General features: G+C 63.6%; 22 protein-coding genes, 1 tRNA gene and 1 pseudogene. 13 read left to right on the top strand and 11 right to left on the bottom strand.

The window, feature by feature from the left end:
• Positions 1 to 1,299: 1,299 nt before the first annotated feature.
• Positions 1,300 to 1,782, top strand: coding sequence for a hypothetical protein (locus B5X69_RS03960; protein ID WP_053554366.1), 483 nt, complete (start codon positions 1,300 to 1,302; stop codon positions 1,780 to 1,782).
• Between the two features lie 250 nt (positions 1,783 to 2,032).
• Here the strand turns inward: B5X69_RS03960 and B5X69_RS03955 are convergent, their stop codons facing one another.
• The gene (locus B5X69_RS03955) at positions 2,033 to 2,314 is read right to left on the bottom strand and encodes an addiction module antidote protein (protein ID WP_053554367.1); all 282 of its coding nucleotides are present in this window, start codon (positions 2,312 to 2,314) and stop codon (positions 2,033 to 2,035) included.
• A 2-nt stretch (positions 2,315 to 2,316) separates the two neighbouring features.
• Positions 2,317 to 2,613: a type II toxin-antitoxin system RelE/ParE family toxin gene (locus B5X69_RS03950; protein WP_053554368.1), complete on the bottom strand. Its 297-nt coding sequence runs from the start codon at positions 2,611 to 2,613 to the stop codon at positions 2,317 to 2,319.
• Between B5X69_RS03950 and B5X69_RS21865 the strand changes: the two are divergent.
• The 3 genes and pseudogenes from B5X69_RS21865 to B5X69_RS03935 all read left to right on the top strand — a co-directional run.
• Positions 2,525 to 2,803, top strand: a pseudogene (locus B5X69_RS21865) (hypothetical protein); the annotation flags it as partial. The gene B5X69_RS03950 and the pseudogene B5X69_RS21865 overlap by 89 nt on opposite strands.
• A gap of 229 nt (positions 2,804 to 3,032) precedes the next feature.
• The gene (locus tag B5X69_RS03940) at positions 3,033 to 4,055 is read left to right on the top strand and encodes a phage portal protein (RefSeq protein ID WP_245798564.1); all 1,023 of its coding nucleotides are present in this window, start codon (positions 3,033 to 3,035) and stop codon (positions 4,053 to 4,055) included.
• On the top strand, positions 4,052 to 4,444 hold the full coding sequence (locus B5X69_RS03935) for an HK97 family phage prohead protease (RefSeq protein WP_079637397.1): 393 nt from the start codon (positions 4,052 to 4,054) through the stop codon (positions 4,442 to 4,444). The genes B5X69_RS03940 and B5X69_RS03935 overlap by 4 nt, the downstream gene beginning before the upstream one ends.
• Positions 4,445 to 4,734: 290 nt before the next feature.
• Here B5X69_RS03935 and B5X69_RS03930 read toward each other — a convergent pair whose 3' ends face one another.
• Positions 4,735 to 5,160, bottom strand: coding sequence for a GFA family protein (locus B5X69_RS03930; protein WP_079637396.1), 426 nt, complete (start codon positions 5,158 to 5,160; stop codon positions 4,735 to 4,737).
• Positions 5,161 to 5,202: 42 nt separating this feature from the next.
• Positions 5,203 to 5,871, bottom strand: a complete 669-nt coding sequence (locus B5X69_RS03925) for a hypothetical protein (RefSeq protein WP_079637395.1) — start codon at positions 5,869 to 5,871, stop codon at positions 5,203 to 5,205.
• Between the two features lie 145 nt (positions 5,872 to 6,016).
• On the opposite strand from B5X69_RS03925, the gene B5X69_RS03920 reads away from it, so the two are divergent.
• The 4 genes from B5X69_RS03920 to B5X69_RS03905 all read left to right on the top strand — a co-directional run bounded on the left by B5X69_RS03920 (position 6,017) and on the right by B5X69_RS03905 (position 13,369).
• A complete protein-coding gene (locus B5X69_RS03920; RefSeq protein WP_079637394.1) occupies positions 6,017 to 9,223 on the top strand; it encodes an autotransporter outer membrane beta-barrel domain-containing protein in 3,207 nt (1,068 codons plus the stop codon).
• 271 nt (positions 9,224 to 9,494) lie between these two features.
• Complete coding sequence (locus B5X69_RS03915) at positions 9,495 to 10,016, top strand: sigma-70 family RNA polymerase sigma factor (protein ID WP_079637424.1); 522 nt, start codon at positions 9,495 to 9,497, stop codon at positions 10,014 to 10,016.
• Positions 10,006 to 10,938 (top strand): FecR family protein, encoded by a 933-nt coding sequence (locus B5X69_RS03910; protein WP_079637393.1) that lies wholly within the window; start codon positions 10,006 to 10,008, stop codon positions 10,936 to 10,938. Before B5X69_RS03915 ends, B5X69_RS03910 begins: the two co-directional genes overlap by 11 nt.
• A 1-nt stretch (position 10,939) precedes the next feature.
• A complete protein-coding gene (locus B5X69_RS03905; RefSeq protein WP_079637392.1) occupies positions 10,940 to 13,369 on the top strand; it encodes a TonB-dependent receptor in 2,430 nt (809 codons plus the stop codon).
• 29 nt (positions 13,370 to 13,398) lie between these two features.
• On the opposite strand, the gene B5X69_RS03900 is transcribed toward B5X69_RS03905, so the two are convergent.
• Both B5X69_RS03900 and B5X69_RS03895 read right to left on the bottom strand, forming a co-directional pair.
• Entirely contained in the window at positions 13,399 to 14,538 is a 1,140-nt protein-coding gene (locus B5X69_RS03900) for an acyl-CoA dehydrogenase family protein (RefSeq protein WP_079637391.1), read from the bottom strand.
• A 107-nt stretch (positions 14,539 to 14,645) separates the two neighbouring features.
• A complete protein-coding gene (locus B5X69_RS03895; RefSeq protein WP_079637390.1) occupies positions 14,646 to 15,839 on the bottom strand; it encodes an acyl-CoA dehydrogenase family protein in 1,194 nt (397 codons plus the stop codon).
• Between the two features lie 176 nt (positions 15,840 to 16,015).
• On the opposite strand from B5X69_RS03895, the gene B5X69_RS03890 reads away from it, so the two are divergent.
• Positions 16,016 to 17,092 carry an MBL fold metallo-hydrolase gene (locus tag B5X69_RS03890; RefSeq protein ID WP_079637389.1) on the top strand — a complete coding sequence of 359 codons (1,077 nt, stop codon included), beginning with the start codon at positions 16,016 to 16,018 and terminating at the stop codon, positions 17,090 to 17,092.
• An 18-nt stretch (positions 17,093 to 17,110) separates the two neighbouring features.
• Here the strand turns inward: B5X69_RS03890 and yghU are convergent, their stop codons facing one another.
• Both yghU and B5X69_RS03880 read right to left on the bottom strand, forming a co-directional pair.
• The gene (gene yghU / locus B5X69_RS03885) at positions 17,111 to 17,992 is read right to left on the bottom strand and encodes a glutathione-dependent disulfide-bond oxidoreductase (RefSeq protein ID WP_079637388.1); all 882 of its coding nucleotides are present in this window, start codon (positions 17,990 to 17,992) and stop codon (positions 17,111 to 17,113) included.
• Positions 17,993 to 18,065: 73 nt separating this feature from the next.
• Complete coding sequence (locus B5X69_RS03880; RefSeq protein WP_079637387.1) at positions 18,066 to 19,244, bottom strand: CaiB/BaiF CoA transferase family protein; 1,179 nt, start codon at positions 19,242 to 19,244, stop codon at positions 18,066 to 18,068.
• 103 nt (positions 19,245 to 19,347) lie between these two features.
• On the opposite strand from B5X69_RS03880, the gene B5X69_RS03875 reads away from it, so the two are divergent.
• Positions 19,348 to 19,437 (top strand) — tRNA-Ser (locus tag B5X69_RS03875).
• 4 nt (positions 19,438 to 19,441) lie between these two features.
• Here B5X69_RS03875 and B5X69_RS03870 read toward each other — a convergent pair.
• Both B5X69_RS03870 and B5X69_RS03865 read right to left on the bottom strand, forming a co-directional pair.
• Positions 19,442 to 19,999, bottom strand: coding sequence for a peroxiredoxin (locus B5X69_RS03870; protein ID WP_139375653.1), 558 nt, complete (start codon positions 19,997 to 19,999; stop codon positions 19,442 to 19,444).
• 102 nt (positions 20,000 to 20,101) lie between these two features.
• Complete coding sequence (locus B5X69_RS03865; RefSeq protein WP_245798562.1) at positions 20,102 to 20,677, bottom strand: Yip1 family protein; 576 nt, start codon at positions 20,675 to 20,677, stop codon at positions 20,102 to 20,104.
• 219 nt (positions 20,678 to 20,896) lie between these two features.
• Here B5X69_RS03865 and hspQ point away from each other — a divergent pair, with 219 nt between their 5' ends.
• Entirely contained in the window at positions 20,897 to 21,283 is a 387-nt protein-coding gene (gene hspQ, locus B5X69_RS03860) for a heat shock protein HspQ (protein ID WP_079637384.1), read from the top strand.
• A 13-nt stretch (positions 21,284 to 21,296) separates the two neighbouring features.
• Here the strand turns inward: hspQ and B5X69_RS03855 are convergent, their stop codons facing one another.
• Positions 21,297 to 22,169 (bottom strand): ABC transporter permease, encoded by an 873-nt coding sequence (locus B5X69_RS03855; RefSeq protein WP_079637383.1) that lies wholly within the window; start codon positions 22,167 to 22,169, stop codon positions 21,297 to 21,299.
• A 125-nt stretch (positions 22,170 to 22,294) separates the two neighbouring features.
• Here B5X69_RS03855 and B5X69_RS03850 point away from each other — a divergent pair, with 125 nt between their 5' ends.
• Together B5X69_RS03850 and B5X69_RS03845 are read left to right on the top strand one after the other, a co-directional pair.
• Complete coding sequence (locus tag B5X69_RS03850; RefSeq protein WP_079637382.1) at positions 22,295 to 22,975, top strand: GcrA family cell cycle regulator; 681 nt, start codon at positions 22,295 to 22,297, stop codon at positions 22,973 to 22,975.
• The gene (locus B5X69_RS03845) at positions 22,972 to 23,376 is read left to right on the top strand and encodes a PaaI family thioesterase (protein WP_079637381.1); all 405 of its coding nucleotides are present in this window, start codon (positions 22,972 to 22,974) and stop codon (positions 23,374 to 23,376) included. Before B5X69_RS03850 ends, B5X69_RS03845 begins: the two co-directional genes overlap by 4 nt.
• The last annotated feature ends 98 nt before the right edge of the window (positions 23,377 to 23,474 follow it).

Here is a 23,474-nt window from a genome sequence, read left to right as displayed (position 1 = left end):
TGAGGCTCAAGAAGACCTACGATGGCTTGAAGGTCGATTCAGCCAAGATTCCCTGTACCCACGGAAGGAGCATTTCTGATGCCCGGTATCATCCCTGACCAGGCTCCCAAAAGTGCGGCAGTGGCATCATGCTACTGCGCAAAACCACCGCAAACCGGGTGCGGCGGTAGTAGCGGAACCCCTAAAGAAAAAACTACTACCGCAGCAGTCGCCGCAGTGGCGACGGCTACTGCTGCAGCAGTGCAGCAGTTTTCCCTTTAGGGGGTTCCGCATCGCGGTGCCGCGAAGCTGTCCGCCACGCTGTCGGCCAGATCAATTTTCCTTATTCCCCATCAACGAAAGGGGCCTCCGAGGAAGGGCGCGCTAGGCTGCCCATCTGCGGGCTACCCTCTGCGTCTCAATACCGCCTGTAAAAGCTGGGCAGATGCGAACGGCGAATTGCCCGGCTCGAACAAGCGGTTCTCCGAAACCCTCGCCAATCGCGGATTTGCGCACGCCAACATCAGCAAAGCCCGCGGATTCCGGGGGCTCGCACTGCGTCAGGCCCAACCCCAGACCAGCCCGATGGAGTTTTGAAAAATGCCAGCAAAATCAACATCGGTGACGGATGTGACGGATCGTCCCCTTATAGGCGTTACACGCGCACACGCGCGCGCCTCTGGAGGTGATAATGGGGAACCCGTCACATCCGTCACTATCCGTCACGCCGGAGGTGCAAAGCTCGCGATCGACCTAGGCACCACCACCGGTTCGGCGCTGCGCAAAGGCGACGACTTCATCACCAGCGGTGCCATCTCAAGGTCGAGAACCCCCGGGTCTGGGTGTACCGGAGGACGAGCAATGATCTTCGGGCCGGCCATTCCGGGCTACGCATGGGCACGCACAATCCAGTTGGGGAAGTTGCGGACCATTTCCGCAACTGGGTCCGCACCTGCACCCATTCCCCCGCACGGATACGCACAAACCAGTTGCGGACGATTTTCCCAACTACCCCCGCATGCCCTCGCACATCCACGCTGTACCACCTGGAAAACAGTTGCGGACGGATTGACCATTCCCAACTGCCACAACTTTAAATTTTAACAGTTTTCCAAGGTGTTGGGTTCCACCTCAAGTTGTGGGTGTGAAACCCCCTTACTACGTAAGGGGGGCCGCCCGGTGGGTGTGGCCCCCGTGTCTTACGTCGAGGGGTGTCCCGCGCGCGCCAGGTCACCCCCTTAGCCAGAACCCTGACCAGACGACGGCAGCCAGCACCGCCAAGCACAAAACCGCCGCCGTCCGCACCACGATCCATTCCTATTGGAGATTCATCATGGATGTTATGACTCCGCCTGCGCCGGTGCGCAGTGCAACCCCGCCGGCGACAAGACCGGTGACGATCACGCGAAGCGCCATGCTCGCCCTCGACCTCGGCACCACCACGGGCTGGGCGCTGCAGACGGCGACGACTTCATCTCGAGCGGCACCATGTCGTTCAAGCACACCCGTTTCGATGGTGGCGGGATGCGGTTCCTGCGCTTCCGCCGCTGGCTCGAACAGCTCGACATCGACGCCGGGCCTATCGAGGCGGTCTACTTCGAGGAGGTTCGTCGCCACGTCGGCACCGACGCGGCCCATATAATCGGTCGCAGCACCGCAGAGCCCGATCAGGACTACGTTGCCAAGATCCGCAGACGCGCGGCCGCTGCCATCCTGATGCTGCGGACCGCCGACAGTGACGCACCCGGCAACGTCGGACCAAGCCCAGCGTCCTGGTCCATGCGGAGTTGCGCCATGATGTAGATGCCTCACAGTGGTCGCCAGCAGACCTTCGGAACTTGTGTCATGGGCTCGATGCGCTGTGCCGGCTGTTCCAGGTCCGGAGGGACAGTTCGTGACCAGATTACCCTGCCTGCCAATTGAAGTAACAAACTGAATCTATTGGAGTATTGTTCGATTTGGTATTGACGAGACTATGCGCGCTCTATATTGCTTCCGAAATAGATCGTAGCGAACTGCGCCCGGAGCCCCCCAGCTTCCGGGCGCGTTTCGTTCAAGCTGCCGCCGAAAGCTTCAGCCCTGCCGAGCGGACGATAGCCATCAGCGTGGAAAGGGTTGGATTACCGTCAGGACCAGTGGCGCGGTAAATCGCTTCGCGGCTGATGCCAGCGTCACGAGCCATCTGGCTCATGCCTTTTGCACGGGCAATCATGCCAAGGGCAGCGGTCACGACCTTCGCATCGCCACTGGCAAGAGCCTCGGCAAGCAGTTCGGCCTGCGCCTCAGGGGTGTCGAGGGCGTCAGCGGCATCGAAGGGAAGAGTTTTAAGAGCCATCGTCAGTCCTCCAGTTGTTCAGCCATCGCCTTGGCGCGGGCAATGTCGCGGGCTTGGCTACCTTTGTCACCGCCGCACAGCAGGATCACCAGAATGTCACCCCGCCGCGCAAAATAGACGCGGTAGCCTGGTCCATGATCGATCCGCAGTTCACTGAGGCCTTCGCCAACCGGTTTGACATCGCCAAATAGTCCGATCTGGACACGGGCGATGCGCTGCTTGATCCGTTTGGCAGCTACACCATCCCGCAGCGATGCCAGCCATTGGGCGAATTCTTCCGTCTGGCGGACTTCAATCATGCCAACTTCAATACACAGTCAGCTCCGATCTGTCAATTATAATGCACAGCGGATACAGCCCAGGCTGCGGGGGCGCCGCGCGGTTGCGCAGCGTCTGCGCCGTCTGCGTTCCGAACCGCTCTGCCGGGACTGCGCGGGCCGAGGCATCGTCCGCGAGGCTACGGTCCCCGACCACATCGTTCCGCTCACCAAGGGCGGCAGCGATGACGACAGCAACATCCGCTGCCTCTGTGCAGACTGTCACCGGTCCCGCCGCCGAGCAGTTCAGGCTGCGCAGGACGGTCGGTGTGGGGCCCGATGGCTGGCCAGTTGAGTGACCGAACCCCGGGGGGCGGTTCGTAACTTCACCCGGTAGGGGAGGGAAACCGCGCCTGGCCCGAACTTTTCACGACCGCGAGTTAGCGACCGGGGGTCACATGATGGATTGGCCGGCAGACAAGGTCGAGCGCAAGAGCGTCTCGGCACTGGTGAACGCCGACCAGACCGCGCTCGATTTCTGGGAGTTCATCTGTGCCAGCGTTGAGCTGCACGGCAATGCCTATGCCGAGGTGATCCGGGCCGGCAATGGCCGGGTGATTGCGCTCGGGGTCCCGATCAACCCGGAGCTGATGGCCGTGCGCCGCCGCGATGACGGCGCGCTCGAATACGAGTGGGTCGACCAAGGTGTGCGTCACATCCTCGGCCAGGACCGGGTGCTGCACATCCGGGGCTTCGGCGGCAATCCCCTGGGCGGTCTCTCGACCCTGAGCGCCGGCCGCCAGTCGTTCGGGCTGGCGCAGGCGATCGAGCGGGCCTCGGGTGACACCTTCCGCAACGGGGTGCGCCCGTCCGGCCTGCTGAAAACCGCCGATACGCTCACGATCGACCAGCGCCGGCTGGCTGAGGAACTGCTGCAGGAGAAGTTTGCCGGTGCGATCAATGCTGGTCGGCCCATGCTGCTCGATCGCGGTATGGACTGGGTCCAGCTCTCGATCAGCCCGGAAGATGCCCAGATGCTGCAGAGCCGGGCCTTCTTAGTCGAGGAGGTCTGCCGGTTCTTCGGGGTGCCGCCGTTCATGGTTGGCCACACCGAGAAGACCACAAGCTGGGGCACCGGTCTCGAACAGCAGACGCTGGGGTTCCAGAAGTTCACGCTGCGCCGGCGCTTGAAACGCATTGAGCAGGCGCTGGAAAAGCAGCTGCTGTCGGTCGCCGATCGGCTGGCCGGCATCACCATCGAGTTCAACCTGGAAGGTCTGCTGCGCGGGGACAGTGCCGCGCGCGCCTCCTTCTACCAGCAGATGCTGACCAACGGCGTCATGACCATCAACGAGGTGCGCCGCCTCGAGAACCTGCCGCCGGTCGAAGGCGGCGATGTGCCGCGCATGCAGATGCAGAACGTGCCGATCACGCAGGCCGGCGTTGAGCTGCCCGTGACCCCAGCGCCAGGAGGCGGAAATTGAACGAACTGGATTTCACCCTCGACGCCAAGGCGCTCGATGATGACGGCCACATTGAAGGTCTGGCTGCCGGTTACGGCAATCTCGACTATGGCGGCGATATCATCCTGCCCGGTGCGATCACGGCATCGATTGCCGGCCGCAAGTCGGTGCCGATGCTGATGTACCACGACCAGAAGCGCCCGGCCGGTGTCTGGACCGATTTCCAGGAGACGGCCGACGGCCTGCTCGTGAAGGGTCGGTTCTCGATGTCGACCGCGACGGGGCGCGAGGCCCATGGCCTGGTCAAGGACGGGGCGATCGGCGGCCTGTCGATCGGCTATAGACGCCCAGCGGCTTGCCCTTGGCTTCGCCTTCCAGCCGCTCCCGTTCCTCTTGGGTCAGCCGAATAGAGAACGGATGGAGCGGCTTGCCCTTCTGGCCCGCCAGAGGGGCCGACTCGCCCTTGGCGGCGGTCAAGAAGTCATTGAGGCGGCTAACATTCGGGTCCGGGGAGCCTGTCATGGGGACGGCTCCTCGAACGAGACATTTGCATGTTTAAGCTGGGCTTCCCAATCGGCTAGAGTGTCATAAAGGGAGTTCGAACAATCTCCCGTACTCTCCGCCACTAGCCCGTGTGTCCGTTCGGGCAGCAACATCGCTTTCAATAAATGTTGCTCTGGAAAGGACGCGTTGGTCGCCTTCAGTCGTCCGGCGGAACTTTCAGCGGATTTCTGGCATGGGTTTCGAGCTGCGCCGGCAATTCCAGCCAATCGTGCTTATCTTCGCACCACACGGCTTGCTCTGGCCTTGGAAAGCCCGGGTCCGCAAAGGCACCAGCGGCGATACCTAATAAGTGTGGCATACGTGCGGCTTCCCACCATAACGACGACCCGCAATCGGGGCAGAAATGGAATGTGACGTCAAACCCGCTCGCCGAGGGGCGAGTGAACGACTTGGACGTGCCCTGGGTCCGCTCGACATTGTCAAGCGGGAAAAAGGCGGCGATGCTGAAAAGCGATCCGGTGCGCCGCTGGCAATCCCGGCAATGGCACATCGAGACCTTTGACGGCTCGCCGACACAGCGGACGTTTAGTTGACCGCAATGACAGGTGGCATGGCGTTCCATCGCCGCGACCCTAGCACCTCTCGATAAGCGGACCTAGCGCTCTCAGGAAATATGGAAGCTGAGCAGCGTGAAGCGCGCAGGTCCCGTCGCGTAGACACCGTGCCCGCGCCCGCCATTCGACCCGAATACGAGCCCGACCCGGGACGCCTGTTCGAGCGCTTGGCGGAACTCGGCAGGATTGGTGCTGCTGGTACCGCCCATGACGGCGATCCAGCGCGGATCATCCAGTGCGAGGGTGAATTCGTGCACCCCCGGCTCGATCATCTGAACGGCCGCATTTGGCGCATACCACCGGTAGAAACGGTAGCGCCCTTTCGCGGTCCATGTATCGCCGCGGCGCTGGAAATAGAGGCTCATGATAGCAGTGCGATCGGGAAATTCCTGCGGAACGAAACGCACGCCCTGAGCGGCATCGATTCGGTAGCGAACGCGGATCTTCGTCTTGCCCGCGAGGCTCCCCGGCGCGAAGGTCACATAATGGACATGTCCGCCGCGACCGCGCGCGTCGGGCACGAGGGGAAAGTCGAAGGACCAGCTTTGTCCCCTGCCCTGCACCGGATGGAGGGGCATTCCCACCGAGTAATTCTTGCCGCGGATGACAGGGCCAATCTCCCAGTCCTGCGCGGTTTGGCCCGAGGCAGGCATGGCGAGCGCGCCGGCGAGCAGCGCGAGAGCAAGGGGGCGGGCGCAGCGGCGGAAATTGTTCGTCATGACGTCATTCTAGCGCCGCTGCCTGACGAGGCGCTGAACAGCGCCTTCGGCGCGCCGCCAAAATAGTTTCAAGGGCGACCGGCCGGGTCTCCGTCTTGCGATTGTCCCCGGGAGGACGTCCCGAACCGATCACAAGAGGAATTTCATGCGCAAGACTTTGCTGGCGTCGACCTGCCTGGCCGCAATGGCCGCCCTGCCCGCCCACGCCGAGACGACGATCTCCACCGCGACGACAACAGCGGTCAAGACTTCGACGGTGAAATCGGGTGCGCCTGACGACATCAAGATTAGCAAGGACGGCTCCATCAAGCCGGCCGCCGGTCCGGCAGTCACCATCGACAGCAATCACAAGGTCGTCAACGAAGGCACGATCGAGATTGTCAATAAAGACGGCGCGACGGGCATCGCGGCCAACGCCGGGGTCACGGGATCGATCACCAATGGCGCGACCGGCAAGATCATCATCAACGAGACCTATGCCCCCACCGACATCGACAATGATGGCGACATCGATGGTCCCTTTGCCGTCGGCAGCAATCGCACGGGCATTCTTACCGCCGGTGCGTTCGCGGGGAACATCGTCAATTCGGGCGAAATCACGATCGAGGGCAATAATTCGGCGGGCATTCGTCTTGGAGGGCCGCTCACCGGAAAATTCACCAACGACGGGTCGATATCGGTTCTCGGCGACAATGCGCTGGGCGTCGGACTGGAGGACGTTACCGGAAACGTCCGTCTCGCGGGCAAGATTGCCGCGATCGGCGAGAATGCGACAGCGGCGCGACTGACCGGCGACATCACCGGCGCGCTCGAGGTGCAGGGCGAGCTCACCGCGAGCGGCTATCGTTACACGAGCGCGCCTTCAGATCCTTCGAAACTCGACGCCGACGACCTCTTGCAAGGAGGTCCCGCGCTGTCGATCGAAGGTGACGTCACGGGCGGCATCATTCTCGCGGTTCCCCCCAAGGACACGAGCGAAACCGACAAGGACGAAGACAAGGACGGTATCGAGGACGCCAAGGAAGGCTCTGCTGCCGTGCGCTCCTTCGGGTCGGCGCCCGCGATGCAGGTCGGTTCGGCAAGCCGTGATATCGCGATTGGCGCCGTCGCCGGCACCGGCACCAATTTCGGTCTGATCATCAATGGCGGGGTCGTGGGCAGCGGCGTCTACACGGGGGTGGATTCGACCGGCCTCCAGATCGGCGGTCTCGGCGGCGCCGTGAATATCTCGGGCGGGGTCAGCGTTGCAGGCTCGGTCAATGCGATTTCGAAGGACGCCTCGGCGACAGCGATGCGCATCGGCGCGGGCGCCACGGTTCCTGAAATCCGCGTGTCGGGAAAAGTTGATGCGACCACGGGCGGCAAGGCGCAAGACGCAGTCGCAACCGCAATCCTCGTCGAAGCGGGCAGCAATGTTGGCCTCATCCGCAACAGCGGCACCGTCAACGCCAAGGTTGGCGGTGACGATGCGACCGCGCGCGCCATCGTCGACCTCTCGGGCAATGTCGACATGGTGGAGAATAGCGGCGCGATCAGCGCGACTGGCGCCAAGGATGCGGCCGACAATATCGCCATCGACCTTACCGCCAATGCCGGCGGCGCGACGGTGAAGCAGATCGCCGTGGGTGATGGCAAGACCGCGCCCAGCATCACCGGCGATGTCCGTTTCGGCAGCGGCGACGACGTCTTCGACATCGCCGACGGCACGGTGAAGGGCCACACAAGCTTCGGGGCTGGCAACAACCGGCTGAAGCTTTCGGGCGATGCGGTTTATACGGGCAACGCGACCTTCGGGGCAGGAAGCGACAGTTTCGCGATGGAGGGCTCGTCCCGTTTCACCGGACTTGCTGACTTTGGCGGCGGAAGCGATACGTTGAGCATCGGCGGATCGTCGGTTTTCTCCGGCACGCTCGCCAATTCTTCCGGCCTTGGGGTCAGCGTCAACGGCGGCGCCTTCGATGTGCAGGGCGCCGCGACGATCGCGTCGCTCTCGGTCACCGGCAAGGGCGTACTCGGCGTGACGCTCGACGGAGACGACGGCGGTACCGCGCTCACCGTGACCGGGAACGCCAGCTTCGACAAGGATTCGAAACTCGCGCTCCAGCTGACCAGCATCGATGGGGCCGAGGGTCAGCATGTCGTGCTGACGGCGGGTTCGCTGACGGGCGCGAGCAACCTCACCGCCGAAACAACGCTCCTCCCCTTCCTCTACAAGGGCGAGCTCACCGCGAGCGGAAACACGCTGGTGGTCGACGTGACCCGCAAGGCCGTGAGCGAGCTTGGCCTGAACCGGTCGGAGGCAAGCGCCTTCGATGCAGCCTTCGAGGCGCTCGGCGCCGACGAGGATATCGAGGGCGTGTTCCTGCGCATCGCCGATGGCGATGCGTTCCGCGGCCAGCTCCAGCAAATGCTGCCCGAGCATGAGGGCGGCGTGTTCGAGACCGTGACCACCGGATCGCGTGCGCTGGCGCGCTATCTTCAGGATCCCAATGCGCCGTTCCAGGACGAAGGCAAATGGGGCTATTGGGTCAATCAGGCCGTCTGGGGCACCTCGAAGGGCATCGGGAACACCGCAAGCTATGATGTCACCGGGTGGGGCATCTCGCTTGGCGCCGAGATCAAGACCGATATCGGCAATTTCGGCGGCTCGGTCGCCTTCCTGAGCGGCAAGGACGGCAATGGCAGCAATGACAATGAAGTGAGCACCAGCCAGTTCGAAGGCGCCCTCCACTGGCGCCTGCGGTCCAACGGCTTCATGGCGAACGCCCGCGTCTCAGGAGCGCCGATCAAGATGAAGGGCACGCGCAACTTCCGCGCCGAGGCGGGCGCTGAGGACATTGAGAAGACGATGCGCGGCAAATGGGACGGCACGCTCTATTCGGCGTCGGGCTCGCTAGCCTATGATGCGAGGACGCGCGGCAATCTTTCGTTCCGACCAATGGTCGCGGTCGATTATTACAAGCTGAAGGAAGACGGTTACACCGAAACCGGTGGCGGCGATGCCCTCGATCTCACCGTGCTTGGCCGGAGCAGCGACGAGCTGGCAGTGACCGGCACCGTTGCGCTCGGCCTCGATTTTGGCGGTGCGGACGAATATGACGGCTGGACGCGCTTCGAGATCGAGGCCGGGCGGCGCCAGCTCGTCGGCGGATCGCTGGGCGCGACGGTCGCCTCGTTCGAGGATGGCGACGCCTTCACCCTCATCCCTGAGGAACGGACGAGCGGCTGGATTGGCCGGCTGCGCGCGATTGCCGGCAATTCGGCATTCCAGCTAGGCGGCGAGCTGTCGGCAGAGGAGCAGCAGAGCCACTTCGGCTGGTCGTTCCGCGCCAGCCTCAAGGTTGGCCTTTAAGGCTGCCACGAGTTGCGGGCCGACCCAATGCCCCCCGGGTCGGTCCCGCCCGCAAGGGGGAAGCTCTCCTCACCCTGCTTCCCCCTTGCCTAGGGCTTTAGGAAGAGAATGATCGATGCTCGCTCTGGCAGTCCCCTCCCTTCCCCCTCGGCAAGCGCCGCGGTTGCGCAGGCTCGCCAAGCCGCTATATGAAAGCGCCACCAGGGGGACGTCCCGGACCATGGGTGCGCGGACCGGCTCACAACGAACGGCGTTCCTGACCAAGCGAAGCATGACCCAGGCGAGAGATCGAACCGACGCCGCGCAAGGCATCGAAGGCGTGTTGCTCGCCAACCGCGAACGCATCCTGCGTTTCCTTGCGCTGCGCGGCGCGGGCGATGCCGCGGAGGATCTGTTCCAGGATCTTTGGGTGCGGCTTTCCGCCCGCAGCACGGGACCCGTTGCCGACCCCCTCGCCTATGTCATGCGCGCTGCAAACAATCTGATGCTCGACCGCTATCGCTCGGCGCGCCAGAGCGAGCTTCGGGACAAGGCATGGGGCGAAAGTGCCGCGGACCAGAAACCTTCGGCCGAGAGCGCGCTCATCTCGCGCGAGCAGCTCGCCCTTGTTGAACAGACCATTGCGGCGACCGGCGAGCGTCCCGCACGCATCTTCCGCCGGTTTCGCGTCGACGGCGTGCAGCAGCGCGACATTGCCGCCGAAATGGGCGTCAGCCTGAGCACGGTCGAGGCTGATCTGCGAAAGGTTTACGCTGCGCTCGCTGCGCTTAGGAGGCAATTCGATGCGCCCTGATCCCTCCAGCGATATCGAAGCGCGGGCGATCGACTGGGTGATCCGCCAGCGGGACCCCGCCTTTTCCGACTGGGATGGCTTTGCCGACTGGCTCGCCGAAGATCCGGTTCATGCTAAGGCCTATGACGCGATCGCGAGCCTCGATGCTGATCTTGGCGCAGTGCCTCCGGCATCAAGCCCCGAGGTCGATTGGGACGAGGTGCCCGCGCGGCGCCGCGTGCCTCGCCGCGCGTGGCTGGGCGGCGCGGTGGCCGCTGCGCTGGTTGCGGCCGTGAGCCTTTCAACTTTCAACCTGCTTGGCGATGCGAACCGGATCGAGACCGTCGCGGGCGAGCATCGCACCGTCACGCTCCCCGATGGGTCGAAAATCGAGATCAATGGCGCCTCGGTGGTGACGCTTGAGGAGGATCGCCCCCGCTTTGCGCGGCTCGAACAGGGTGAGGCGATGTTCCACGTCATGCACCGCGATGACGATCCCTTCGTGGTCGAGGCGGGCAGCGCCGAGATTGTCGATCTTGGCACCGCGTTCAACGTCGTGCGCCGAAGCGCGCAGACATCGATCGCCGTTTCGGAAGGCGTCGTCGCCTACAACCCGCGGCGCGAGAATGTGCGTGTCGTAGCCGGCCAGGAGCTCGATGCTGCCGATGGCGCGGCGCCGAAGGTCAGGAATATCGAGCCGGCCAACGTCGGGGGCTGGCGCACCGGGCTCCTGGTCTACAATGGAACCCCGCTCACGGACGTTGCCGATGATCTGCGCCGTACCGCCGGAATGGACGTGCGTGTTGCGGCAGAAGCGCGCGACGTGTCGTTTCGCGGAGCGCTCATTATCGCGCAGGATCGGGCACGCACCATCGCCGACCTCGCCGCGCTGTCGGGAACCCGCGCCACGCGGCAGGGCAGCGGCTGGGTATTGACGCGCTGAGATGACGGGCCGCCTCCCCCTCCTGATCGCGGCCGCCGCGCTCTGCGCGCCCTCGACGGCGCAGGCGGCAGAGGAGCAGCGGTTCGACGTCCCGGCGGGTAGTCTCGCGAGCGCCCTGCCGGTACTGAGCCGTCAGGCAGGCATCAGCGTGAGCGTCGCCGATGCCGAGCTTTGGAACGGCCGCGTCAAGCCGGTTCGGGGACGAATGAGCGCCGAGGATGCCATTCGCCGAATGCTCGCAGGCTCCGACGCGCGCGCGGTGCGTGTGAGCAAAACGAGCTGGCGCATCGAACGCCGACCTCCCTCACCCCGCGTCGCGCGCCGCGCGACCTCCCCGCCCCGCCGGATGGCGCGGCCGGGCCCCGCCCCTGCCGGGATCGCGCAGCCGCAGGACGAGATCATCGTCACCGCGTCGAAAACCGATCTTCCCCATTCGCATTTTGCCGGCGTCGCCACTCTTCTCGATGGCGGCGATTTGGCATTTGGCGGCGAGCGCGGGATGGAATCGATCCTCGCGCGGATGGCGACTGTTTCCTCGACCCATCTGGGATCGGGGCGCAACAAGCTGTTTATTCGCGGCATCGCCGATTCGAGCTTCACCGGACCCACCCAGTCGACGGTCGGGCAATATCTGGGCGACATCCGCCTTAGCTACAATGCGCCCGACCCTGATCTGCGGCTCTATGACGTCGACAGCGTCGAGATTCTCGAAGGGCCGCAAGGCACCCTCTACGGCGCGGGGTCGCTCGGCGGAATCATTCGCGTCGTGCCGAAGGCCCCGAGCCCCCACCGGATGGAATTGCAGGCAATTGCCGGTGCGTCTGTAACCCAGCACGGCGATCCCGGCGGCGATCTTGGCGTGATCGCCAATGTGCCCGCGGGCGAACGCCATGCGCTTCGCCTCGTCGGCTACATGCTGAGCGACGGCGGCTATATCGACAACCCGGTTCGCGGACAGGATGACGTGAACCGCGTCGTGATCCGCGGTGGCCGTGCGACGCTCCGGCTCGACGCCGGCGACGACTGGACGCTGGATCTGGGCGGCGTATATCAGGCGACAACGTCGAAGGACGCACAATATGCCGACAAGGACGCGCCGCCGCTGACCCGCTATTCACTCGTCGAGCAGAAGGCTCGTGCGCGCTATGGAATGGCGACATTGGTCGTCGCGAAGGATTGGGGTGACCTCCGTTTCCAGTCATCCAACGCATTCATTCGCCACCGCCTGTTCGAGCGCTTCGATGCGAGCGGCACCGACGGCGACCCGCGTGTTCTCGACCAGGCAAACCGGACGCGCATGTTCGTCAGCGAGACGCGGCTGTCCCGCCCTTTCCATGAGGGGCTGGGGTGGGTCGTGGGCGCGAGTTTCGTCGACAATCGGACGCGGCAGAAGCGCGAATATGGCGAGCTGAGCTTCCAGGCTCCGATTACAGGCGTGACCAACCGAATCACCGAGCTTACTGGCTATGGCGAGGCAACGTTTGAAGTCTTGCCGAAACTGCTTGTCGCAGGCGGCCTCAGGCTGTCGCACGCGCGGCTCGGGGGTAGCGGCGAGGATGTGCCGTTCGCGCTTGCCCTTGCCCAGCGCGCGGTCACCGCGCACCGGTCCGAAACCGATCTTCTCCCCTCTTTCTCCGTGCTCGCGAAGCCCGTTCGCAACATCACGCTTTACGCGCGCTATCAGGAGGGATTCAGGCCGGGCGGCCTCGCGATCGACAGCAACTTCGTACGCCGCTTCCGCAACGACCAGGTCCGCACCTGGGAAGGGGGTGTGCGCCTGGGCGAAAAGGGGCGAACCCCATTTGATGCCCATCTTTCGGTCTCGTACAGCCGCTGGCGCGATATCCAGGCGGACTTCATCGATTCCAACGGCTTTCCGAGCACTGCAAATATTGGTGACGGACGCATCACGAGCATTTCTGGCGCCGTCGCGGTGCAACCGATGCCATCATTGTCGCTAGAGGCAGGCGCCGTCTACAATCACAGCCGTGTCGATGAATTGTTCGCCGGCGAACTGAGGACAATCGCGACGCGCTTCAGTGCCAATGGCGAGGCGCCGGAATTTTCCGCCCTGCTGACGCGCCTTGGGCAGATCCCCAATATCGCGCGCTACGCGCTGCGCGGCGCTTTCAATTACGCGCTCGCGATCGGCGAGGAGGATCTGCGTGTCAACGGCTGGGCGCATTATGTCGGGCCGTCACGCCTCGGGATCGGTCCGATCCTCGGAGAAGGCCAAGGCGATTATGTCGACACGGGGCTCGCCGCGCGTCTCGGCAACGAGCGGCGCGGCCTGTCGGTGACGCTGACCAATCTTCTCGATGCCCGCGGCAATCGGTTCGCGCTCGGCACGCCCTTTGTCGAGGGGAGCGCGGGCTATCTCACCCCGCTGCGTCCCCGCACGCTGCGAATAGCGATTGACGTAGCCTATTGAGGCGCCCCCCTCGAGGCCGCGGGGCCTTCCTAGTCGGCGAGTGCCAGCCGTTCGTATCGGTCCATATGATAATCAGCGCTGCCGAACTGGCCTTCGATCAGCGTCGCGCGCTTGAAATAATGGCCGATTGCCAGTTCCTGCGTGATGCCGATACCGCCGTGAGTCTGGATGGCGTTCTGACCGACGAATTTGGCGCCGCGCGCGACCTTGCTCTTCGCCGCCGATACCGCCGTCATGCGCTCCTTCTCCGGTAACCCCAGCTTCAGCGTTGCCATGATCGTCATCGAACGCGCCTGCTCGACTTCCATGAACATGTCGACCATCCGATGCTGGAGGACCTGGAACTTCGCAATCGGCACACCGAACTGCTTGCGCTGCTGCGTATATTCAAGCGTCCCTTCGTGAAGCTTCTGCATCACGCCGGTCGCCTCGGCGCAGAGCGCCACGGTTGCTTCATCGACGATCTGTTCAATCAGCGGCAGCCCCGTGCCCTCGCCGCCCAGCAGCGCATCGGCAGGGATCGCGGCATTTTCGAAGTAAATCTCCGACGCGCGATTGCCGTCGACGGTCGGATAGTCGCGGCGAACGATACCGGGCAGATTTGCGTCGATCAGGAAGAGGGACACGCCCTCACGATCGCGCTGGTTGCCGCCCGTGCGGGCGGTGACGAGAAGCTGTGTCGCCCAGGGACCCGCATAGACAACACCCTTGTGACCATTCAGGACCCAGCCCGCGCCGTCCTTTTTCGCGCTCGTCCTGAGATTGGCAAGATCATAGCGACCCTGCGGCTCGGCATAGGCGAAGGCGACAATGGCGTTGCCCGCAATGATCTCGGGGATCATCGCGTCGGCCTGGGCTCCGCCCACGGCCTTGAGCGCTCCGCCTGCAATCACGACGGTGGAAAGATAGGGCTCGATCGCGATAACCTTGCCCAGTTCCTCCATGATGATCGCATTTTCGAGCGCGCCGCCACCGAGCCCTCCCTGCTCTTCGGCGAAGGAGGCCCCGAGCATGCCGAGATCCTGCGCGATCGCTCTCCAGATTCCGGGGTCACGCCCGGCCTCGCTGGCGATAAATTTCTGACGCGTTTCAAATCCGTAGGTGTCGCCCAGAAAGCGCGCCAGCGTGTCGCGGATCATGTCCTGCGTTTCGGTATAGGTGAAATCCATTTTTCTATCCCCGTCGCCCCTGAAAGATGAGGGGCTCCTATGACTCAAAGCTGCGGTGAGGGGCGAGGCAGCGTGCGGTCACCGCCTCGGCCACGCCAAGTCGATGATCAAAGCCCCAGAACCATCTTCGCGATGATGTTGCGCTGAATCTCGTTCGACCCACCGTAAATTGTCGTCTTGCGCATGTTGAAATAGGTCGGCGCGGCGCGGTGCGCATAGTCCGGCCCGATCGGATGCGCATTGTCGCCCTCGCCGAAGCCGCGGAAATAAGGCGCGCCATAATGACCGACCGCCTCGAGGGTCAGTTCGGTGAGCCGCTGCTGGATTTCGCTGCCCTTGATCTTGAGCAGGCTCGATTCGGGGCCCGGCCCCTTGCCCGCGTTCGGGCCGGCAAGGCCGCGCAGTTCGGTGAACTCGAGCGCGGTGAGGTCGATCTCGAGCTCGGCGAGCTTGCGCTTGAAGAAGGGATTGGCAAGCAGCGGCTTATCGCCGTCGAGCTCGGTTCGGGCAATCTGCTTGACGCGCTCGACCCCGCGCTTCGATGATGCGACGCCGGCGATTCCCGTGCGTTCGTGCGCGAGCAGGAATTTGGCGCAGGTCCAGCCCTTATTTTCTTCATAGACGCGCTGCGATACCGGAACGCGGACGTCCTCGAGGAAAACCTCATTGACCTCATGTTCTCCGCCCAGCGTGATGATCGGGCGCACGGTGATCCCTGGCGATTTCATGTCGATGAGGAGGAAGCTGATTCCCTCCTGCTGCTTTGCATCCTTGTCGGTTCGGACCAGGAAAAAGCCCCAGTCGGCGTGCTGCGCCATCGTGGTCCAGGTCTTTTGTCCGTTGACGATATAATCATCGCCGTCGCGAACCGCCGTGGTGCGCAGCGAAGCGAGGTCGGAGCCTGCGCCCGGTTCGGAATATCCCTGGCACCACCAGTCATCGCCCGAGAGGATGCGCGGGAGGAAGCGGGCCTTCTGTTCGGGCGTGCCGAAGGTGTAGATGACGGGACCGACCATCGCGAGGCCGAAGGGCATCAAGCGGATGCAATCGGCGCGCGCCGTCTCTTCCGAAAAGATGAAGCGCTGCGTCGGGGTCCAGCCCGTTCCGCCATATTCGACGGGCCACGCCGGCGCGACCCACCCCTTTTTATAGAGGATGCGGTGCCATGAGAGGAAATCCTCCTTGGTGAGCTCATCGCCTTCGTCCTGCTTGCCGCGCAGCTCCGCGGGATAGTTTTCGGCGATGAAGTCCCGCACTTCCTGCTGGAAAGCGAGATCTTCGGGGCTGAACTCCATGTCCATTGACGATTCTCCCTTGGGCAATGGGTTCTTATAATAATCACTCACGTTTACGTAAACGGTAAGTTGCAGCCAGCAACTTGCATCCATGTCAGGCGGGAAAGCTTGCGCCGAACGTAGCGGCTTGTCCAGCGCCCTCCCCTGACGCATGATAGCCGAAAACGGGGTGGGGATGGGCAATGACCAAGGCCAGGCGCGCTGCGCTTTTCGTTGTGCTGCTCGCGGCGCTTGCCGCGGCAGCACTGTGGCTCCTTCAGCGACCGGCTGGCCTTTGGCTCTTCGAGCGGGGCGCCGCCAAGGCGGCAGGGCGCGATCCGCTGGCGGACCTCCCCGACGGGCTCCACGTCGCGCTCTGCGGAACCGGATCGCCGCTGCCTAGCCGCGATCGCGCCGGCGCATGCACCCTCCTCATCGCGGGCGACAAGATGTTTGTGGTCGATGCAGGTGAAGGCGGGGCACGCAACATCGCGATGATGGGGCTGCCCAATGGCAGGATCGGCGCGCTGTTCTTGACCCATTATCATTCGGATCACATCGACGGCCTCGGTCCCATGATGCTGCTGCGCTGGACCGCAAGCGGCAACAGCGCGCCGCTTCCCGTCTATGGTCCTGAGGGTCTCGAAGCCGTGATCGGGGGCTTCAACGCCGCCTATGCCGCCGACAATCGCTACCGCACGGCGCACCATGGCGCCGTGATTACTCCGCCGCAGGCGGCAGGCGCGATCGCTGTGCCCTTCGCAATGCCTGAAGCGCCGAGGCTCGTCTATGAGGCCGATGGACTAAGGGTCACGGCCTTTCCTGTCGACCATCGTCCGGTACAGCCCGCGGTCGGCTATCGCTTCGACTACAAGGGACGGTCGGTCGTCATAAGCGGGGATACCGCACCCTCCGCCTCAGTCGAAGCCGCCGCGAAGGGCGCCGATCTCCTCATCCACGAGGCGCTGCAACCCGAAATGGTCGAGATGCTTTCCCGCCAGCTGACAGCCGCGGGACGGCCCATGACGGGGCAGATCATGCACGACATTCTCGATTATCACGCAAGCCCCGCGCAGGCGGCCGATTGCGCCCGCCGCGCTGGCGTGAAAATGCTGGTCCTCAGCCATATCGTCCCGCCGCTTCCATCGCGCGCCTTCTATCCCGCGTTTCTGGGGCGTGCTGCCGATCATTTCGGTGGGCCGACGATTGTCGGTGAGGACGGGCAATTCTTCTCCCTGCCAGCAGGAGGCGGGACAATCGAGCGCAGCCGCTTATTGTAGCGCCGCAAAAGCCGCGGACTATTCCGCGGCTTTTGCGGCGATCTTGTCTTGTGTGCGCAGATCAAAATCCGAAGCGTCGTGGCGCTCGTGGAGCTGGCTGGCGGGGTCGCCAGTCACGCGGTTGACCATCCGTCCGCGCTTCACCGCAGGCCGCGCTGCCACCTGATCGGTCCAGCGCTGGACATTCTTGTAATCCTGCACCTGCAGGAACTCGCCTGCGTCGTACACCAGCCCCTTGGCGAGTGCACCGTACCATGGCCACACGGCCATGTCGGCAATGCTGTAGTCGGCGCCGCCCAGATACTCGCTTTCTGCCAGTCGGCGATCGAGAACGTCCATCTGACGCTTCACCTCCATCGCATAGCGGTTGATCGGATACTCCTGCTTCGCCGGCGCATAGGCATAGAAGTGACCGAAACCGCCGCCGAGGAACGGCGTGCTGCCCATCTGCCACATGAGCCACGACAGGACCTCCGCGCGCTTTGCAGGATCGGTCGGCAGGAACGCGCCGAACTTCTCGGCGAGATAGATGAGGATCGCACCCGACTCGAATATACGGATGGGCTCCGGTTCGCTGCGGTCAAGAAGAGCGGGAATCTTGCTGTTCGGATTGACCCCGACGAAGCCGCTCGAAAACTGATCACCTTCGTTTATATTGATCAGCCAGGCGTCATATTCGGCGCCGCCATGGCCTGCGGCGAGCAATTCCTCGAGCATCACGGTGACCTTCACACCATTGGGGGTGCCGAGGGAATAGAGCTGGAGGGGATGCTTCCCGATCGGCAGCTCCTTGTCGTGCGTCGGACCCGCGACCGGACGATTGATATTGGCAAAGCGCCCGCCGCTTTCCTTGTCCCAGGTCCAGATTTTCGGGGGCACATATTCGCTCTGGTCGTTCATCGCGGCTGCTCCTGCAATTTCATACTGTTCGGTACTTAAACATGGGTTGCCACTTCGTTCACCCACCAGAGCGTCAAATAATGCTTGCCTCCCGCAAAGCGGAAATGGTCTCGGCATCATATCCAAGTTCGCTCAGGATCGCGTGGGTGTGTTCCCCAAGCTGCGGCGCGGGGGCGGCCGGCGCCTTTGCGCTCGCGGAGAGTTCGATCGGTGCGCGGATGACTGGGGCCGGAACCGGTGTGCCCGGATAGGCGGAGGGCTCGACGATCCCCATCGCGGCGACCTGCGGATGCGCGAGCGCGTCTGCGGGCTTGACGACGGGCGCCGCGGGGACGCGTGCCGCCGCGAGTTCTACGATGGCCATCTCGCTCGTTCGCGCCGAGCACCAATTCTGCATGATCGCGCTCAGCTCTTCGCCGTTGTCGCCGCGCAGCATATCGCTCGCAAAGCGCGGATCGTCGTTGAGCTCCGGGCGCCCGACCAGTTCGGCCCAGCGCCGGAAAATCGGTGTGCCAACAATCTGGGTGACGATCCAGCCGTCGCGCGTGCGAAAAAGGTCGGTTGGCCCTGAACTGTAGGCCCGGTTGCCAAGCGGCTGCCGCTCGATGCCGTTCAGCGCGTGATCGATCGTCAGCGCGTTCGTCATAGCGAGCGCGGTCGCGAACAGCGACCCCGATACGAGCTGCCCCTTGCCGGACACGCCTCGCTCGCGAAGGGCCAGCATGATCCCGAAGGCGCAATGGAGCGCTGTACCGAAGTCGACATAATTGACCTGCGCGCGAAAGGGCTGGTCCTGGGTGCCCGTCAGGTGGACGCTGCCGGACATCGCCTGGCCTACGGCATCAAAGCCGACCCGTTCGGCCAGCGGGCCCTCCCTGCCGAACGCCGAGGCTGCCGCCACGATGATCCGGGGGTTGATCGCAGACAGGCTATCAAAGTCGAGGCCAAGCTTGAGCAGCGCATCATGCGGCAGGTTGGCGATCACGACATCAGCCCTTGCGACAAGCCGCCGGACGATCTCGCGGCCTTCGGGCGTACCTGGCTTCAGCGTCAAACAGCGCTTGTTGCGGTTCATCTGCAGGAACATCGCGCCGGATCCGTCCGCAGCTACAGGAACGGTGTAGCGGTCGTCATTGCCGTCTGGCGCCTCGACCCGGATCACGTGGGCGCCATAGTCGGCAAGCAGTGCCGCGCAATAAGGCCCTGCGATATAACGCCCGAAATCGAGCACTTTCAGTCCGGTCAGCGGCACAGCGCCCCCTTCGTCATCGGTGCGCCCGCGAATCAGGCCGCATTTTTACCAAGAGAGGCTTGCATGATCCGTAGAGCATCGCTAGGGGCGTCTGCCTCAGCGAGGAGAGTTGGCTGAGTGGTCGAAAGCGTCGCACTCGAAATGCGAAGTGCCGGCAACGGTACCGAGGGTTCGAATCCCTCACTCTCCTCCATTTTCTAATTCGGCTTGGCCCTCCAGGCCCGCACCGCTGCCATTGTCTTTTCGATGTGCCCGCGCGGGTTTTTATCGCTGTAGCTCATGAGAATCGTGCCGTTCGGCGCGATCACGAACGACGTGCGATCGGAGAGCCTTGCCTTTCTAGGCCCCTCCATCGTCGCGTCAAATTCCGCCGCGACTTTGGCGCCGGGATCCGCGGCCACCGCGAATATGCTGCGGCATTCCGATTTGGAAAATTCGGCGACCCGATCGATATTGCCTGCAGTGACCCCGATCACGCGCGCGCCGAGCTGGTTGAAGCGGCTGTTCGCTTCGGCAAAAAGATGCGCCTCCAGCGTGCAGCCGGGCGTGAAGGCTGCAGGGAAGAAATAGAGGACGACCGGCCCGCTCCGCAGCGTCTGTTTCAGCGAGAGATTGAAGGACCTGCCGCCCTGGGCGGCGCGAAGGGTAAAGTCGGGGGCCTTCGCCCCCGGCTGAAGCGCCCCGATTCCCTGCGCGGGGATGCTCGCCAGCATCAGCCCCGCGCCAAGCGCCAATGCGACCTTCCAGTTCTTCATGTCAGCCTCCATTTCGAACAGGAGGTCCTGCGCGCGGGACCTCCCCACCTCTTTGTCGCGCGCCGCTCGCAGGTTGCAGCGGGACGACGGAATAATTGCCCGTCAGCGAAGGCTCATACTTCCGGCCAGCGCAGGCCCCTGCGTCATCGCCAGGGCGCCTGCGATGGCGGCGATAATCAAGTAGAGGACAATAGCGACGACCACGACCACCACCGTGTAGACAAGGGCCTTGTCATCGGGTGCCTTCATCAGGCGCGGCAAGCCGAGATAGAGAAGATAGAGGCTGTACAGTCCGGCAAGCCCCAAGATGGCGAGTGGCGGCACCAGTGCGAAGATCCCGGCAAGCCAGGCCGCGGTAAACGAATAGACCGCGACCTTCAGCGCCTGAATCTGGTTCTTTACTCCGCCGAATGTCGGCGCCAGCCCGTCGATCACCAGCGCGACGACATAGACGCCGATCAGCGTCAGCACGTAGGAAAGCAGCGCGCCAACAATGGCGCTGCCGAGCGGGGGATGAACGGTAAGGGTAAGAAAACGGTATCCGAAAAGTTGCCCGCCGATCAGCTGCGCGAGCGGACCAATCGCAGCAAGCACAAGCACATAGGGCACATAGAGGGACTGGACGGTCTCCGTCTCTCCTTCGATCGCGGCCCAAGTCTCCTGGGGCCTGAGGATCATGTCTTTCGCCCTTTGCAATTTGTCGGTCATGGTGCGTATCTCCCCTCGTTGCGAAATCTACCCCGCAAAGATTCTGTCCTCTTCCGGGGCGTCACACAGCAAGCTAACCCGGAATTGAGCGGGTTTCTATGGTCAAGATCACTATCAAGGCGGCTCATAGCTGCTCACACGCGGGCGATAGCGCCTTGAATCGTCGGCGAACCGGCATAGATTGACGGCATGAGAGCAAAGACTTCTTCGGATTTCCAAGGCAAAAGCGATCGCGGCATCGTCATGCCGCTTATTGAACGCGCGCGCTTTGCGCCGGGCGATATCGTGCGGCACCGCATGTTCGATTTCCGCGGCGTCGTTTTCGACGTCGATCCGGTCTTCGCAAACAGTGAGGAGTGGTACCAGGCCATTCCCGAGGCGATCCGTCCCTCGAAGCAGCAGCCTTACTACCATCTGCTCGCCGAGAATGAGGATTCTTCCTACATCGCCTATGTCAGCCAGCAGAATCTCGTCGCGGATTCCGAGCATGGGCCCGTCGACCACCCCCAGATCGAGGCCATGTTCGAGGGGCTCGACAAGGGGCGCTATCGTCTTCGCGCCATCCACCGCCACTAGGGCCTGATGCGGATCAGGCCTTCAGCTTCCATCCCGATGCAAGAAGGCGGTAGGTCACGAGGCCAAGTATGATGTTGACTGCCACGAGCGCGAGGAGCGCCGTCAGGACCGGATGGTCGATCGTCGAGTCCACGGTGCCGATGAAGCCGTATCGGAACCCCATGATCGCATAATAAACCGGGTTGGCGTGCGCGATACTCTGGAACCAGGGCGCCAGGCGGTCGATCGAATAGAATGTGCCCGAAAGCAGCGCGAGCGGGGTGACAACGAAATTGGTGACCGCGGCGGCATGGTCGAATTTCTCGGCCCAGACGGAGGTGATCAGGCCGACGAAGCCGATCATCGCCGCGCCGAGGAGCGCAAAAGCGATGACCGCCCAAAGATGTTCGGGTGCGACATGAACTCCGGGCCAGGCGAGCATGGCGACCCAAAGCGCAAGCCCGACGAGGACAGCGCGGCTGATCGCGGCGCCGATGAGCGCAAGCATCAGTTCACCGATGCCGAGCGGCGGCATCAGATAATCGACGATCGTCCCCTGGATCTTGCCGACAAGGAGCGAAAAGCTTGCATTCGCAAAGCTGTTCTGGAGCATCGCCATCATGATGAGACCAGGCGCGACGAAATCGGCGAAGGGAACCCCGATCACGGTGCGCCCCGAGCCGCCGAGTGCGACCGTGAAAATGACCAGGAAAAGAAGCGTGGTAACGGCAGGAGCCCAGATTGTTTGGAGCTGGACCTTGAAAAAGCGCCGCACCTCCTTGACATAGAGTGCCTGCATACCGGGCACGTTGAGCGTGCGGATGTGCGGCACCCCCGGCTCGGCAAAGGCTCGTGCCGCGGTGGCGGGAGCCGAGTCGGCGCGCGTAATTTGGGGCTGGTCGTTCATGGCGTTCTCGCCTATCGCCTCCCCGACCTTACCGCAAGCTGGGCAGCCGCCGCGCCGATCCGTCCGGACCGGCCCGAAAGGATCGCTGCGTCGCCCGCGGCGTGAGACAATGAGGAATGTGAAGCATGTCATGGACGGACCAGCGCATCGAACAGCTGCGCAGCATGTGGGAAAAAGGGCTGACCGCGAGCCAGATTGCCGATGAGCTCGGCGGCGTCAGCCGCAACGCAGTGATCGGCAAGGCGCACCGCCTGGGCCTGAAATCGCGCCCTTCACCCGTGAAGGCGACCGAGAAGGTCGCAAAGCCCGCCAAGGCTCCGGCCGCCCCCAAGGCGGCCGCACCGGCGCCGCGTCCCGCTGATGCTGCTGCGCCGAGCCCCATCGCGCCCCCGCGGCCCGAGCCCAAGCCTGTTCCCGAGGTCGCACCTCGAGACGCCGCGGTCGATGCAGCGCCAGCAAAGCCCGATGCACCGCGTATCGTCTCGATAGGTCCCGGCGGCTTCATACGCCAGGGCCCCGGCGACCAGCAGGCGCCGATCCCGCCGGCTCCGCCCCGCCGTCTGGTGCCTGCGAAGCCGAGCCCCGAGATCGCTGACAAGACAAGCCTGCTCGACCTTAATGACCGTATCTGCCGCTGGCCGATGGGACATCCGGGCGAACCCGATTTTCACTTCTGCGGGGAAGCGGTGAACCCCGGCTTTCCCTATTGCGTCGAGCATTGCGGCCGCGCCTATCAGGCGCAGCTGCCGCGCGGCACGCGCCGGCCGCCCCCGCCGCCACCCTTTGGGGGACCGCGCGTGCGGTGAGGTCGTTCGGGCAGGATTTCGAATTTGCGCGCATGCTCGGCTTTCAGATGGTCGAGCGCGGCGACGGGCGATGCCGGATGGCGATCGACGTCGAGGCGGCGCGCCATTTCAATCCGCAAGGCGTCGCGCATGGCGGCGTCGCCTATTCGCTCGCCGACACGGCGATGGGCGGCGCGCTCACAAGTGCGCTTCCTGACGATCTTTGGTGTGCGACCCTGGAGATCAAGTTCAACTATCATGTCGGGGTTCACGAGGGCCGGCTGATCTGTGATGCGACCATGCTCCACAGGGGCAAGCGCATCGCCAATATCGACGCGCGCCTCTTCCAGCATGACCGTCTGGTCGCGAGCGCGAACGGGAATTTCGCCATCTTCTCAGCGCCCTTGGGTACCAAAGGATAGGCATCGCTGCGAAGCGATGGGAGGGCGTGTGTCTGCAATTCAGGGGGCCTCGCCCGTTCAATGGAAAGGGCGCCGGGCCTTGAAGCCCGGCGCCCAAT

Source organism: Sphingopyxis flava (assembly GCF_900168005.1).
Classification (GTDB): Bacteria; Pseudomonadota; Alphaproteobacteria; order Sphingomonadales; family Sphingomonadaceae; genus Sphingopyxis; species Sphingopyxis flava.
This window is presented reverse-complemented; position numbering and strand designations above follow the sequence as displayed.